This window comes from Aurantivibrio plasticivorans, from assembly GCF_055392955.1.
In genome coordinates, this window is record NZ_AP036020.1 from 3,474,552 (window position 1) to 3,489,448 (window position 14,897).

The following is a 14,897-nucleotide window of genomic DNA, read 5'->3' on the forward strand; positions in this document are numbered from 1 at the left end:
GAAGAATCAGTATTAGCGCTTATAATAATCAGCTGCCCTTAGAGCCCGAGGAAATACAGTTGGACCGCATCGAAGAAGTTCTTATAGCTCTGCGACGAGTTATTCGCGCTACCGACCTCCATTCAAAACACCTAGCCAAAACCACGGGGCTAACAGCTCCGCAAATTTTGATTTTGCAGGTAATTAGAGAGAAGCAAGAAGTCACCATTGGCGAACTTGCGAGCGCCGTGAGCTTGAGCCAAGCGACAGTGACGACGATATTGGACCGGCTGGAAAAACGTGAATTTGTTCGGCGAGAGCGAGCGCAATCTGACAAACGTAAGGTATACGCGTCATTAACCGACGAGGGGTACGAGATACTCAAAACAGCGCCAATGCCGTTACAAGATCAGTTCGCACGGCAATTTAATGATTTACAAGAGTGGGAACAGGCGATGATCATTTCATCTCTACAACGCGTGGCCCACATGATGGACGCACAGCACATTGATGCCTCCCCCGTACTGGATGTCGGCACCCTAGATAGACACTCACATCTCGAAAAGCCAGAAGCGTACATTGAGTCGTCGAAGTAATTAGACAATAAGAATTAATTAGACAACAAAAAGGAGCTGATAAAATCAGCTCCTTTTTTAGTTTGAATGCAGACTTTAAAACAACTTACCCAGATTAATAAATCGAGTTTCACCCGCCGCATCATCAACACCATCATTGTCAGTGGAAACAAATACATTACCTGACGGGGTAATAGCAACTCCCTCCAGCTTATCAACCACCCAACCATTAGTGCTCTGCAAATCTGGCAACACATCCTTCACCAGGGTTTTTGATAAAATGGGAAAGCTCTGGCCCTCTGCAACCGGCACAACGCCCGCTATGGAAAATTGGTACAAACGCTTCACTTGTGCACTGGGTCCTTGCTGGTTATCGCGCTCTACGACAACAAAACGCTGGTCATCAATGGCGGAGATTTCACTTAAACCAATCCATGTATCGGGCTGCGCAGTGTCAAGCGGATAATAAGCAAACGTCCATTGTTCGGTCGCCGGCGAGTAGAAACCAATCCGAGTAAAACCAGCGGGGTCATCGCTCCACTCACGCTGGAATGCAACCACAACGTATTCATTAGCATCCGAGCCGACTACCGCTACACCTTCAAAGCCGTTATTTTTTTGTTTACTAATAACGTTTTCTGGGAGCAACACTTCCTGAAGCACCTCACCACCTTTACTCACCAGAATGAGTAAATTGGGCCGAGTGCCCTTTTTGCCTTCAGATACCATCCAAAAGCTTCCATCCGCTCTCTGTGCGATCCCTTCCAAGTCATAGTCCACCGGTTCACCATCCTTTGTAAGCACGGTCGCACTTTTAATAACAGCAGGAGTTTGCGAGACATCCGCGGTAAAAAATCGCGACTGCTTATAGTAACTGTCGGGTACAAGATACACGGTTTTGTTATCTAGTCGATCTGCTACCATACCACTCAACGCCCCCCACGGAATAAGCCGCTGTGCATCCGACACAATCTGTGGATAGTTCGGTTCGCTTGCACCGAATTGGTAGAGACCAATTGTTGAGCGAAAGCCTTCGTTGGCATCATCAACTTCACTGGAAACAACCAGCAAATTTCGCTCTGGTATTGCCAAAACCCCCTCCGGGCCAATAGTCGTCGGTAACAACTGATGCAAGCGTGGCGCTTTTTTAGGGTGCAACGTATACACTCCGACAATATTCCCTCGTTCACTACCAACAAACAAAAATGGATTGCGTCCAAATTTTTCGAAAAGAACGGCTTCGGGTTCGATACCCTTATTTTCTGAACGATTTTCAGGGTAATGTCCTGCACGCAGTACATGGTGCTCAAAACTAGCGCCGGACTCGTACTTCACCTTGCCATTTCTTTTAAATAGCGTGAAGCCACGGCTACCACCTTCGACACCATTTTCGTCTTCGTAATCACCTTCATTCGCTGATGCAATCCAATGATTGCCTACCCAAGCAATGGCATCGGGTTCACGTCGTCGGTCAGCAATCATATCCACGGGGTTGATTACATCATCTTCAATGGCATCTATATCAAAAAGATCCGGCGCACCCGCGCTAAAATCTTTTATTACCTTTCCCTTACGCAAATTCACCAATACGATATGATTATTTTCTTGTAGCGAAACAGCAGCGATATTTGACCGATTAATTGTGACGTATTCGGGTTCCGGGTCAGCAGGCGCTATGTCGGCGTATCCAGTTAACGCTATCTTTTGCCGTTTCCAGCGATGAACATCGCCTTTCATTTTCAGCGATATAAGGTGTCCTGCTGGAAATTGGGGAAGCACACCATCATTCAGATCTTCATCACGTTCATTTTCTATAGCAATAGCGGCATAGCGTCCATCCGGGCTAACAGCAATTGCATCAGGTTGGCCCTCTACATCAAAGTCTTTCACCCACACTGGAGCCTTAGGGTCTTCGATAGAATAAACAGACAGTTTTCCACTGGGTTCCGTAAAACTAGGCGATGTATTCACAGCCACTAATAAAAATTTGCCGTTCACCGCGACAGAGGTAGGCTCGCCATCAAGCTGAATAAAGCCCGCAGGCTCTGGACTTGAGATGTCCGAAATATCCACCATACCTACGCGCTCTTTTGGACTGTTGCTATAATACACAACCATACCATCTTGACTCGCCGCACTAATTTCAGCTGACGTTTCATCGTCAAGTTGATCACCTTGAGACATACTTAAGTTTTCATAGACAGGAAACGTCGCAACACGTGTAAAATATTCTTGGCTTTTAGTGTGCTTGTGACTTTGGTGGGAAGAGCATGCTACAGCCGGCAACAGCGCGATGGTACTGGCTAGCATCACGATCACCACTGATTTTTTCGAATTCGATTTCAAAATAGGTCTCCTATGGTTTTAGCATTACGAAAAACTCATGTTCATCATCTAAATTACAGATAAAATCCGCTCTCAATCTGAACGATTAAAACGCCCACGTCCGCATGAATAATTGGGCATAAAAACTTCCCTATAAGAATTCTCTTATAAAAAACAGCCCCGCTAAAAGCGAGGCTTGTCGATCACTTCAATGTGAGAGTTCTAAGTTGGCCAATCCCTTGACCTAGTTTTTATCGAATATCTATTTTTATAAACTTTAGTGCTTATGCTTATGCTTGTGCTCTTTTTTGTGCTTCCACTTTTTCTTTCCGTACCTTTTTGGAGATCCAGCACGCTCTAGCATTTTTACAAAATTAGTATCGTAGTCATGAGAGCAAGTTTTGATCCAGCTGCGTTTTTTCCAGTTGTACATATGCCCAAAACGGTCATTAGCTTCATCACATGTTGGTGGCACGATGTCGGATAAGTCGAACTGCCATACAGCATCACCAAATCCGTCAGGAATAGACGCCAGATCAGTACTGGATGGATGTTGCACAGCCACGACAAACTTGGTTGGCTCGGCCGGATTGAAAATCATGCCTGTTGCTTCCGAACCGTTAACTTGAATACTCATGAAATGATCCAGAGACTCGGCCACACCGTCGTTATCCATATCCCGTGCGAACCAAATATCACCACCAACCGAACCACTGTTAGGCGCATCTTCAATGATATAGATGTTGCCGAGAGCGTCTTGCGCCAAGTTGTCAGGTGAATTCAAGATGCCGGTTGTCGCAGGAAAGCCGAGATTTTTAGGCGTGTTAGCTTCGCTAGCGAACTGCCGAACCATCGCTTTCATACCCGGTAAAATCTCAACTGAGATCACAGCGGCTTCAGAAGTGGTTGTGATATAAAGCACTTCATTACCATTTGGTAACGTGCCGATTTCCATATCTTCAGGGCGACCGTAAGGTGTTGCACCCACATCGTCAGCTGCGACACGTCCACCACGAGTGTCATCGTTCGAGCGAGGGTCATTGGTTGGTCCATTTCGGAATGGGTTGGTAACGCCAGGAAGCGCGTTGCCGTCTTCGTCAGTCAAAGGAACCCAAGTTGCTGGACCAAAACGCTCCACGTTTTCACCTTGTTCATTCCAATACGCAGAAGCGTCTCCACCAGTCGCTTCAAATGCATCGACAGACAACACGAATGTTTGCCCACCCAATGCATAGTTACCTTCTTCTTTTAGTACTAGCGCGTAGATAGATCCTGAATTCCATTCATCGATAAAATAGATAACTTTGTTAGCGTATTTTTCTGAAAAGTTGATGCCTTCGTGTGAAACCTTCGCAATCGAATCTAAGATACGGTAGTCATTGCCCTCGGTTAACGCTGTGGCAGTCGGATCTGCCGGTGTAGCCATAGGATCGAGAATTTCCACAACCCGACCAAGACCAGACCACTCTTCAGCCACAATCACCGTATCATTAGGCGTGTAGCGAGCAGGATCAAATGCAGCAAAATCATAGTCCCATGCTGGACATGCGGTCGTTGGATCGCGCGGCTCTTCGGGGTCAGCGTCACACTCATTCGTGAGGCTAGCGCCTTGATCCCCGGCAAAAATTAATGCGTTTACGTCCTGCTCGATATCGTAACGTGAAAGACCCGCTCCGAATGGCGTTTCATGAGGGATAAACAAGTAACGGCCAGACGGATCGTAGGCAATCATGTCGAACATTGAAGAATTGCGCCCAGCATTCACACGCTGAATAGATTGCGTGACGTCGGCTTCAACTTCTTGCATGCTCATCAAATTGTTTTGACTTAAACCAGCTGGCACCTGCCAAGGCGAGTTTAATTCGTTGATATGGTTGGGTGATGCAACAGCTGAAGACTGTGTCAGCGGATTAAAATATGGTGCCGTGCCGGCGTGCGAAAGCTGTGCGACAGCAATGGCTAGTACGCTCGCGCCTACTTTTAGCGGTGACTTAAACATTTTTCCTCCCGTCATGCTAACCACTTGTTTTTTCGTGATTAGCGCTTGGTCTCATAAATTTGAAAACTATCTTTATTTAGATGCTTGAATAGATAGTGCTGAACGGCAATAAGCGCCGACTTAAAAATACTGACGTCAACCTGTGAACGTTGGGTGAACGAAAAATGACAATTAGATGGAATATTCGTGACAAACTGCTCAACGGATAAACAGTCTTACTCACAGGGAAGAAATTGCGAGACAAATCGCAGTATTGATTACGATACAACTGGGAGGAATCGGGAATGCGCACCTTTGCCGTGCGCAACAACGTTGAACTAGGCTTACCTAAAAAATAAAAGTACGTGGATGTAACGACGCCCGCAGACTTATTTACTGCAGGGTCAACTCTTTTCGGTCATCATGACTCCAATCAAGACGAATATCCCACGCATGAAAAAGATCTTCAGATAATGTCGGTGCCGTTTTATTGTCAATGAATTCATAGACATTTTTGGGTGGCGTCACGGTTGCGTCCCGCCCAAAAATAAAGTCTTGGTCATCGACGATGACGCGGTAAGCTTTATTCAGTTCTCGCGCTCGCTCATGGGAAGGAGCAATCAATGTATACACATCGCTTTTAGCAATTTTATCGAGTTTAACGCTGCCATCACTGTTAAACCAGCGAGCGTACATCTCGTCGTTACTGCGAAATTCACCTCCCCCTCCGACACGTTGCAGGTAAGTGGCAATCTCGCCCAAAGTCTCTCCACGGTTGGGTGCATCAGCCATACCTTTTAGGTTTATATAACCCCACCCCGCCACTCCATCAACCTTTCTCGGCAAACTAAATGTTTTATCGATAGTCGCACCGATTGAACTGTGGCAGCCCATGCAAAATAAATTTTCTTCGTAGGTTAGCGTTCTTAGCTCACCGTGTTTATTTTCAATAAATCCTTGTAGTGCCCATCCGTATCCGTTATCCAAACCTTTATCACCAAGATAAACATATTGTGGTAACTGGCCGATTTCTTTGGCATACCCTTCTAGCTGATAGTGACGACTGTAGATTGATTTTCGATATGCGATGGATTTACGCATATAACGCACTTCTTTCATTCTTGTAGAGGGTTTTATATCGCCATTTTCAGCAATACCAACATAACGCACAGTGTGTAAAAACTCCGTGCCTTCTGGATAAAGATAGCTATCCCGAAACTCCTTGGTTGCATCTCCCACAAAACGATCAACCTTCGTTATATGTTCTATATTCGACAGCGTACCATCACCATTGAGGTCAACCTCAATCGACTTTTCATCAATGCTAGGCACCACTATGCTCGAGAGGTTTTTTACACTTGCTTCTAATATAGCGAGGTTAGCAAGATACACATCCTTGCTGTAACTTCCGCGTATATTACGGAATTTTGCGGGCAACCGAATCATCACATCATCCGTTGATCCGTTGGTCGGCCAAAAGGTACTGGGCAAGGGTTTGTAGTTGAATGCCACCCAGTGACTGCCATCTTTCGCGAAACCTTGGTCATCGAATGCTTCAGCACCCAGGTGTAGATTGGATAAATCAGGTATCCATCCATCAAATCCCGCTTTTCGCAAACGAGGGGCGAGTGATGAATAGTTATCTTGCCTTACCCAATCGTCGATAGCTTGATCTGTAATTTTCGCAACCGCTTCACTACGGTCTTCGAACAAATTTTTCCAGTGATTGGTCATACCCACATCACTAAAGCTATAGGCGATTTGCAATGCACCATCATTCATGGTGTTTTCGTTGCCAGGCTTCTCATCCTGATGACACACATAGCAAGGGTTAAATTCACCCGCCGTTTGGGTATAACACTGTGGCGGAATAATCGCCTCGCTGTTTGTTACCGTATGAACAGGGTGCACATCTGGCAACGACGGGTTGACATCATTGGTCGATTGTAAGAGTTGTAGTAGTTGCTGAAATGGCTCTGAGGTTGGTGGCGCAGCACTCGGGGACTCAGCCACAACCGACAGAGAAAAGAGGGACGGCAAAACTGCCGAGCATAACGCTAAATATCGCATTTCAAATACCAATGAAGAGAATGAGAAAGCGTTGTAGCCTATGCTCGAATCATGAAAGTTTGATGACCATCGGGAAAACCCCGCTTAAATGGTCATCAAAGCAGTGGCAAGCTATTGAATAACAAACGAAAATGTCTGAATTAAACTTTCAGGAAGCTGACACGCTGAACGGCCTGATACTCGCTTCAAGTAAGCACTTGATACGGCCTCTCGCACACTGTCAGCAAACAGGGGATCCGGTACTGCAGCAAGAATTTTACTGCTGGTCGCACGGCCATCTGCACCAAACTCAAATCGAACGATGACCGCCCCCATTAAGCCACTAAAGGTGGCAACCGGTGGATAACGAAGATTACGCGTTACTAACTCTGTGTCGCACACAGAGGTTGCTTTGCGAACTTGTTTCGACTTGGGTACTTGTTTCGACTTGGAAAGTGGCTTCGAATCAAAGAGAGGGACACTAGGCTCAACAATGTGTCGACGTTCGCTGCGCTCGATATAATTGCCTGCGCCGGGGTTATAGCTGAGATATGACGCGTACATTGAGTGAGACCATGCTTGCGCTAGAAATTTAAGCCTAATCAATTCGTCGCGCAACGGGCCTGGCGTCACTGTATTGATGTCGGCCACGATCGCATTGTGAATGCTGTCCATGGCCTGGAACTGATAAAGACGCGGCTTTCCGACGTACTGGGACGCAATTGAAAAAATATCCGCGCGGTGTCTTCTTGCTTGAAATATATCACCACCGCGTGCGTATATTTTTTTTGCCAAGTCGGCGGCCTTCGGCACATGCTCCCAGCGCTTTTGATTCCAGTTAGCAACAAACAGCAGGTCAGCGGCTATCACCGAAATATTATCAATTCCATCTGTATTTAAACGGCGCTTTAACGCAGCCGACAACCTATCGAGATACGACGCTCGACTGGAACGGCGATAATTGATTAGTTCCTCAAGAACACGCGTCACTTCACGTTGATTATCAAACACTACGCGCTTGCCAAGTTGCTCAATAAAATAATCCGCCGTATCAAAATCACCGGCTTTATAATTTACAAATGCAAATTCACGAGCAAGCGTTGCTGATGAGGGCTGGGACTTGTCCTGATCACGCCAAATCGACTCAGTGTGCTGGGCTGCCCGTTTGAAATCGCCCTGACTAACGGCGTCATTAAAGTCTTTGATACTGGCATGGCAAAGTGTCGCTGCAACGCCTAATGAATATAGCGCTGCCGCCAGCATAGGTTTTAAAAGTGATTTATTCTTCAATGCAAACCTCCTTGGCTGCTTATGTTTAATTATGTCCGTCTAGTACAGTAAGTCCAGAGAAGGAAGCAGACACTACAAACCACGCTGAGCGTTATTATTCGGTATAAACAGCGTATATGACGATCGTTACTGCACAGCGGATCTATTATGCCATACCTGAGACGCTATAAATTCATGAATATTTTTTACATTAGATTCGTTCATCTATCAGGCCTTTAGGGTTTACAATTGTCTGAATAATCAAAGTCTCACCAAATGAGGGCCCTGAGCAATGCAGGCCATGCAATTTTACGCCCCTACCTCTGTTGAGGAAGCCATCAACACACTATCCCAAGCAAGTCCCCCCGTGAAGATTCTCGCTGGCGGCACCGACTTATTGGTACAACTGCGCGCTGGCGTCATACAGCCAGGCAGCATAGTCGATATCAAGAAAATACCAGCCACGCACGAAGTTTCCATTTCTGAACAAGGCACTTATATTGGCGCGAGTATCAGCGGAGCAGAATTCACTGAACACCCTGAATTACCCGCAATGTGGCCCGGTGTTGCAGAAGCCTTCGATATTATCGGCTCCACTCAAGTACAAGGGCGCGCTACGTTAGCTGGCAATCTGTGTAACGCTTCACCCGCTGCAGACTCTGTACCCGCAATGATAGCTGCCGGTGCCATTGCCATCGTGGCGGGCCCCGAAGGACAGCGCGAAGTCGCGGTTGAAGATATTCCTGCTAGCCCAGGCAAAACCACTCTCGCAGCCAACGAGTTTATCGTCGCGTTCAAGCTGCCTAACAGAGCGAAACGTAGTGGTGATGCTTACCTGCGGATGACACCGCGCTCAGAAATGGATATCGCCATTGTGGGCTTAGGCGTCAATATCACGCTAGATACCGACGGTGTCTGTATTGCAGCACGAGTCGGATTAGGTGCAGTAGCCGCAACCGCATTAAAAGTTGATGCTGCGGCGGAGGCTTTGATTGGCACCACAGTTCATAGCGCCGCTATCGAGAAGATGCAAGCCGCGGTCCGCGCTGCTTGCCATCCTATCGACGATAAGCGCGGCACCATCGAATACCGCATTCACATTGCCGGCGTACTAGCAAAACGCGCTGTCGAAATTGCCCTAAAACGGGCAAACGCAAATCAATAGGAGTAGGCAATGGCAAAGCAACACGTGTCCCTAACCATCAACGGCGATCCCGTTGAATATTTATGTGAACCGCAAGAGACCTTACTTGACGTGCTACGCAACCAATTACAAATGACAGGCACGAAAGAAGGCTGTGCATCGGGTGATTGCGGCGCTTGTAGCGTCAAGGTGGATAATCGACTCGTCTGCTCCTGTTTAGTGCTAGGCGCAGAATTGAATAATGCCAGCGTCGATACGATAGAAGGCATGGCCAACAACGAACACCTCCACCCACTGCAACAAAAATTTCTTGAACATGCAGCACTTCAGTGTGGTATTTGCACACCCGGTTTTTTAGTGGCTTCGCAAGCACTGTTAGAAAAAAATCCCAACCCAAGTGAAAAAGAATTACGTTTTTGGTTAGCGGGAAATCTATGTCGCTGCACAGGTTACGACAAAATCGTGTCTGCCGTATTGGATGCGGCCAAAGAAATGCGGGAGGGGTCTAGTCATGAGTAGCTCACCAGAGAAAAAATCAACAGTTACCGCGGAAAGCCCAGAGGGATACCAATGGGTAGGGAAATCTGAAATTCGCCCTGACGGGGTTGAAAAAGTTACCGGCCGTGCAAAGTTTGGCGCTGACTTTACGCTTCCCGGCACATTGGTGGGTAAAATTTTACGCAGCCCACACGCTCATGCAGATATCATCTCGATCAATACCGCCAAAGCAGAACAGCTACCCGGTGTAAAAGCCATTATCACCGCGAAAGATTTTCCAGAGATTCCCCCAAGTGAAGCGCTCATCGGTGGCGAACCGCCAAACATGGCCGATTTGTCCGACAATATTTTAGCCCGCAATAAAGTGTTATATGACGGGCATGCCATCGCTGCCGTAGCCGCAACCAGCGCCGCCATCGCCGACGAAGCATTGGCGCTAATTGAAGTAGAGTACAACGTACTTCCCCACGTCATTGATGTAGAAGACGCAATGGCCGAGGGAGCACCTATTCTCCACAACGACCTATTCACCGATGGCGTTCATCCTAAGCCCGATGCGCCGTCGAATATCGCAAAACGCGTCACTCAAAAAGTGGGTGACACCGCTAGTGGTTTTGAACAAGCGGATGTGATTGTCGAAGGCTCATTTACAACCGCAGCCGTTCATCAGGGTTACATCGAACCGCATGCCGCCATTGCCACCTTTAACGAAGATGGTCAGTTACAAATTTGGTGTAGCAGCCAAGGGCAGTTTATGGTGCGCGCCTATACTGCCAAAGTACTCGGAATGGAAATTGCGCAAATTCGAGTAAACCCTCTCGAAATCGGCGGCGGCTTTGGTGGTAAGACAACCATTTATCTAGAGCCAGTTGCGGCGCTACTGGCTAAAAAATCCGCGCGCCCAGTCAAACTTGTGATGACGCGAGACGAAGTGTTGCGCGCGAGCGGCCCAACATCGGGCTCAAAAATTACCCTAAAAATCGGCGCTACACGCGATGGAAAATTAGTTGCAGCTGAAGGCGAACTAAAATATCAAGCCGGTGCCTATCCAGGCTCTCCGGTCATGCTGGGTTGCATGTGCGCTTTCGCTTGCTACGAACTGCCGAACATGTTTCTCGTTGGCTATGACGTTGTCAGTAATCGACCCAAGTGCGCTGCGTACCGCGCGCCGGGTGCGCCAATGATCGCTTTTGCCGTAGAAAGTCTGTTAGACGATATAGCAAACCAGTTGGGTATGGACCCGCTTCAATTCCGTTTACACAACGCCGTTGAAGAAGGTAGCAAAGCAACCTACGGTCCGAAGTTTCGTCAAATTGGTTTTAAAGAGACGTTACAAGCTGCTTTGAATCACCCGCACTACTCAGCACCGTTAGGCGAAAACCAAGGCCGAGGTGTTGCCAGTGGTTTTTGGTTTAATATCGGTGGCCCGACAACCGCCGCACTCAATATCAATGAAGACGGCACGGCGGTACTGGTATCTGGCAACCCCGATATTGGCGGCTCACGCGCTTCACTTGCGCTAATGGCCGCCGAAAAACTCGGTATTGATTATGCGCAAGTGCGACCCATTGTCGCTGATACCGCATCCGTGAGTTATTCCATGCATACCGGCGGCAGTCGTGTCACGTTTTCGTCAGGCATGGCCATCAGCCAAGCGGCCGATAACATTATTACTGATTTAAAACGCCGCGCTGCGAAAATCTGGGACATCGACCCAGAACATGTTCGTTGGGAAGATGGCATGGCCATCGGTCCTAGCCATGACTCGATTGCAGAAGGCGGGCAAGAGGAGCAGCAAGTTGAACAACAACTATCGCTGAAAGAGTTAGCGGCCTCGTCAGCTAAAACCGGCGGTCCGATTGGTAGTTCCGTCAGTTTAACTGCCACAGGTGCAGGCCCAGGCTTCGGCACCCACATTGTCGATGTGGAAGTCGACCCTGATACTGGCTACACGACAATTCTCCGTTACACCGCAGTTCAAGATGTCGGTAAAGCAATCCATCCCGCCTATGTCGAGGGCCAACTCCAAGGTGGAGTCGCACAAGGCATCGGCTGGGCGCTGAACGAAGAATACATTTACGATAAAAATGGCAAACTGTTGAATTCGGGCTTTCTCGACTACCGTATGCCTGTCGCCTCAGACTTACCAATGATCGATACCGTACTAGTCGAAGTGCCGAACCCGAGACATCCTTTTGGTGTACGCGGTGTCGGTGAAGTACCCATCGTTCCAGTCATGGGGGCGGTTGCAAACGCCGTTAAACAAGCCACCGGAAAACGTCCTGTAGAGTTACCGATGTCTCCCCCGAAAATGGTCAAGCTCCTTCAGGAAGGCTAATGGCAAGAGTCATTGTAAATAACTTTCTCGCCGAACACATTGGCGAGAAAGCGCCAGCCGATAATAGCGAGCTAATGATACCCGCCGATGACGTCAGGCAGTTGATTCGCTCACTTGAACATATTTTTCCATCGCTAGTCGGCAAATTAGCACACGGCATCGCAGTTGCCGTCGATGGAGAGATTCATCAAGATGCATTGCTAATGGATTTAGACGACGATAGCGAAGTATTTTTTATACCGGCAATCGAAGGTGGTTAACGGACGTCACCATGGTGAACAACACCACGCAAAGACGAACTCCAGCGGGGAAGGAAAACTAACGGCGTGGCTTAGACGTACTGACGTATATTCTCCGCAAGCCTTTGCGCATTTTTTTGCTGGTAATTGGCGAGCATAGTCGATAATGCATTGATGACAATTGGCTTAGTCAAATGCTCGTTCATACCGCATGCTATTGATTTAGCCTGAAATTCTTTTACTGCGTGTGCGGTTAACGCCACAATCGGTACAGCGTCTAATTGGTGTTCTTGCTCAAACTCACGAATAACACGCGTCGCTTGATAACCATCCTGCTTTGGCATATCACAATCCATTAATATCACATCAAATTGAGACGGGTTCTCGCAAAAAGTATCGACCACCTCAACACCATCTGAGGTGATTAACGAAGTATGACCCAGCTTTTTCAAAATGGTGGTAATAATTGTTTGATTAACCGCGTTATCTTCTGCAACCAAAACATGCAAAGGTTGATGCTCACTCAATGTAATCTCCTCATTGTTATCAACACTTCGAGGCGCATCACATTCAATAAAAGGTAACTCCACCCAAAAACACGAGCCTTTATTAGGCTCACTCTCAAAGCCCACTTTCCCACTCATCAAATGAGCCAGACGTTGGCAAATCGTCAACCCAAGACCCGTGCCTCCAAAGTGTCGGAAAGTAGATGATTCCGCTTGCTCAAATGCATTAAATAATTTTTTCTGCTGAGGTTTTGCAATACCGATACCCGTATCGGTCACACTAATACGAAACACCCGAGGATTATCTGTCGCTTTGACACTAACGCCAATAGTACCCTTCTTTGTAAATTTTTTAGCGTTGCCAAGAAAATTCATGAGTATTTGACGAATACGTATAGGGTCCGATCTCACCCATTGAGGCAACGATGGATCAACCGTATACGTGTAGTGCACATCAGAGTCCCGCCCGCCCTGCGAATACAAAGCCACCACTTCTTCGATTAAATCCGACACGTTAGTTGGCAATTGTTCAATACTAAGTTTACCTGCCTCAATTTTGGAAAAGTCGAGAATATCATTCACGATGTTCAGCAAGTTTTGCCCCGAAGAATGGATAATATCAACCCACTGTTTTTGTTCTTTATTCAATTGGCTATCACGAATCATCTGTATCATCGCGAGCACACCGTTCAACGGCGTTCGAATTTCATGGCTCATATGCGCAAGAAATTCACTCTTCGCATTGTCGCGTGCTTTGGCAGAAAACGCCTCCATTTCCGCATCATTTTTTGCGTCAGCCAGGGCTTCGATCCTCGCTGACATTGCGAATGCGAGAATAATAAAGCTCAGGCTATAGCCAATAGCTGACCACAATGTAAAGTTGTAAACCATTGGGATAGTATTCGTTAGCCAAAGGGTGTTTAAAACCGCGAGCGCTAATGGAACAAATATCCCAATCATATAGAGCCTCGCTGCCTGCTGCCTCCTCATCAATGCCGGCATAGTTGAAAAGAAAATATATATCGGCAAAATAATTTGCAGTGGAGCCATCATGAAAAAGACAGCACGATCAACCAACAAGCCAACTTGAGCTCCAACCACAAAGAGCAGTGCATATCCCATTGTCAGCCAAAACATCTTTCGGCTAAATATGCGCAGTTGCAAAAACTCAGCATGAAACCACAAAACAGTCGCTGCGCTAAACGCACCAAAGTACGGATAACTGATACTAATAAAATCATCATACCCCGAAATAGTTAGCCTAAGCTCACCACTGTAGGCAAAGTCAAACAAAGCACGCGCTACCGTTTGAATGGAGAAAATTAGATAAAGAATATCTCGCTGCTGCGCATAAACGACCATAAAAAATACAGAAAAAGCGAAGTACAGCCCAAAAATACCGTAATACGCGGCATCCAAATGTTTCTTGTGCGAGAAATAGGATTCTTCTGAAAAAATGCGAACGGGAAACGTGAGCAAATGAACGCTTTGAATACGTACATACACGTCAATCGATTGTGAGGCCGGGAGTATAAATGACACGTGAGGAGATCGAGACTGATAAGTTCGCCCATTATCAACTCGGCTACCTGTACGCAACTCCTGTAATACTTGATCTTTCTGGGTTAAGTAGACATCAATATTGTCTATAAAGGGATAATCGAAATCCAAAAATAGGCGGAGGTCCTGAACATCACGGTTAGCAAGCGTAAACCTCATCCATCCGGCTTGCTCGGTATAGCCAAAACCAGGAATAGACGCGTCCTCCTCTAAGCCCTCAAACTCGCCAGGGTCTTGCATGAGGTCGCTTAGAGTGACGCCTGGAGCAATCAAAGCAAACTGAGAATGCTGCCAAACGGGAACAATGTCGGTCGTTGAGCCTACCTCGATAGCCTCCGAGCAGGCATAGGCACTTAAGAAAAAAAGAAAGAATAACGATAAGTATCTCATCGCGAGCGGCGCCCCCAAGGCTCAAATCTACTAACCAGTATAGACTG

General features: G+C 47.2%; 10 protein-coding genes. 5 read left to right on the forward strand and 5 right to left on the reverse strand.

The features are described 5' to 3' along the window. Positions 1 to 59: 59 nt before the first annotated feature. Entirely contained in the window at positions 60 to 575 is a 516-nt protein-coding gene (locus ACZ5NB_RS15515; protein ID WP_460233523.1) for a MarR family winged helix-turn-helix transcriptional regulator, read from the forward strand. Between the two features lie 75 nt (positions 576 to 650). Here the strand turns inward: ACZ5NB_RS15515 and ACZ5NB_RS15520 are convergent, their stop codons facing one another. The 4 genes from ACZ5NB_RS15520 to ACZ5NB_RS15535 form a co-directional block, all read right to left on the reverse strand. Beyond that, entirely contained in the window at positions 651 to 2,900 is a 2,250-nt protein-coding gene (locus tag ACZ5NB_RS15520) for an esterase-like activity of phytase family protein (protein WP_460233166.1), read from the reverse strand. Positions 2,901 to 3,156: 256 nt separating this feature from the next. Beyond that, positions 3,157 to 4,878, reverse strand: a complete 1,722-nt coding sequence (locus tag ACZ5NB_RS15525; RefSeq protein WP_460233167.1) for an alkaline phosphatase PhoX — start codon at positions 4,876 to 4,878, stop codon at positions 3,157 to 3,159. A 372-nt stretch (positions 4,879 to 5,250) separates the two neighbouring features. Further along, positions 5,251 to 6,927, reverse strand: a complete 1,677-nt coding sequence (locus tag ACZ5NB_RS15530; protein WP_460233168.1) for a hypothetical protein — start codon at positions 6,925 to 6,927, stop codon at positions 5,251 to 5,253. Between the two features lie 111 nt (positions 6,928 to 7,038). Then, positions 7,039 to 8,196 carry an energy transducer TonB gene (locus ACZ5NB_RS15535; RefSeq protein WP_460233169.1) on the reverse strand — a complete coding sequence of 386 codons (1,158 nt, stop codon included), beginning with the start codon at positions 8,194 to 8,196 and terminating at the stop codon, positions 7,039 to 7,041. Between the two features lie 271 nt (positions 8,197 to 8,467). On the opposite strand from ACZ5NB_RS15535, the gene ACZ5NB_RS15540 reads away from it, so the two are divergent. The 4 genes from ACZ5NB_RS15540 to ACZ5NB_RS15555 are packed head-to-tail and all read left to right on the forward strand — an operon-like array spanning position 8,468 to position 12,415. Beyond that, complete coding sequence (locus ACZ5NB_RS15540) at positions 8,468 to 9,340, forward strand: FAD binding domain-containing protein (protein ID WP_460233170.1); 873 nt, start codon at positions 8,468 to 8,470, stop codon at positions 9,338 to 9,340. Between the two features lie 9 nt (positions 9,341 to 9,349). Further along, positions 9,350 to 9,838: a (2Fe-2S)-binding protein gene (locus tag ACZ5NB_RS15545; RefSeq protein ID WP_460233171.1), complete on the forward strand. Its 489-nt coding sequence runs from the start codon at positions 9,350 to 9,352 to the stop codon at positions 9,836 to 9,838. Next, the gene (locus ACZ5NB_RS15550) at positions 9,831 to 12,155 is read left to right on the forward strand and encodes a xanthine dehydrogenase family protein molybdopterin-binding subunit (protein WP_460233172.1); all 2,325 of its coding nucleotides are present in this window, start codon (positions 9,831 to 9,833) and stop codon (positions 12,153 to 12,155) included. The genes ACZ5NB_RS15545 and ACZ5NB_RS15550 overlap by 8 nt, the downstream gene beginning before the upstream one ends. Next, positions 12,155 to 12,415 carry a MoaD/ThiS family protein gene (locus ACZ5NB_RS15555; RefSeq protein ID WP_460233173.1) on the forward strand — a complete coding sequence of 87 codons (261 nt, stop codon included), beginning with the start codon at positions 12,155 to 12,157 and terminating at the stop codon, positions 12,413 to 12,415. The genes ACZ5NB_RS15550 and ACZ5NB_RS15555 overlap by 1 nt, the downstream gene beginning before the upstream one ends. A gap of 71 nt (positions 12,416 to 12,486) precedes the next feature. Here ACZ5NB_RS15555 and ACZ5NB_RS15560 read toward each other — a convergent pair whose 3' ends face one another. Next, positions 12,487 to 14,850 (reverse strand): hybrid sensor histidine kinase/response regulator, encoded by a 2,364-nt coding sequence (locus tag ACZ5NB_RS15560; protein ID WP_460233174.1) that lies wholly within the window; start codon positions 14,848 to 14,850, stop codon positions 12,487 to 12,489. Between the last annotated feature and the right edge of the window lie 47 nt (positions 14,851 to 14,897).

What these genes read in the sequence shown, in the direction of transcription:
- ACZ5NB_RS15525 (WP_460233167.1), bottom strand. Translation starts at nt 4,878, where the DNA reads ATGTTTAAGTCACCGCTAAAAGTAGGCGCGAGCGTACTAGCCATTGCT.
- ACZ5NB_RS15530 (WP_460233168.1), bottom strand. Translation starts at nt 6,927, where the DNA reads ATGCGATATTTAGCGTTATGCTCGGCAGTTTTGCCGTCCCTCTTTTCT.
- ACZ5NB_RS15540 (WP_460233170.1), top strand. Translation starts at nt 8,468, where the DNA reads ATGCAGGCCATGCAATTTTACGCCCCTACCTCTGTTGAGGAAGCCATC.
- ACZ5NB_RS15545 (WP_460233171.1), top strand. Translation starts at nt 9,350, where the DNA reads ATGGCAAAGCAACACGTGTCCCTAACCATCAACGGCGATCCCGTTGAA.
- ACZ5NB_RS15550 (WP_460233172.1), top strand. Translation starts at nt 9,831, where the DNA reads ATGAGTAGCTCACCAGAGAAAAAATCAACAGTTACCGCGGAAAGCCCA.
- ACZ5NB_RS15555 (WP_460233173.1), top strand. Translation starts at nt 12,155, where the DNA reads ATGGCAAGAGTCATTGTAAATAACTTTCTCGCCGAACACATTGGCGAG.
- ACZ5NB_RS15560 (WP_460233174.1), bottom strand. Translation starts at nt 14,850, where the DNA reads ATGAGATACTTATCGTTATTCTTTCTTTTTTTCTTAAGTGCCTATGCC.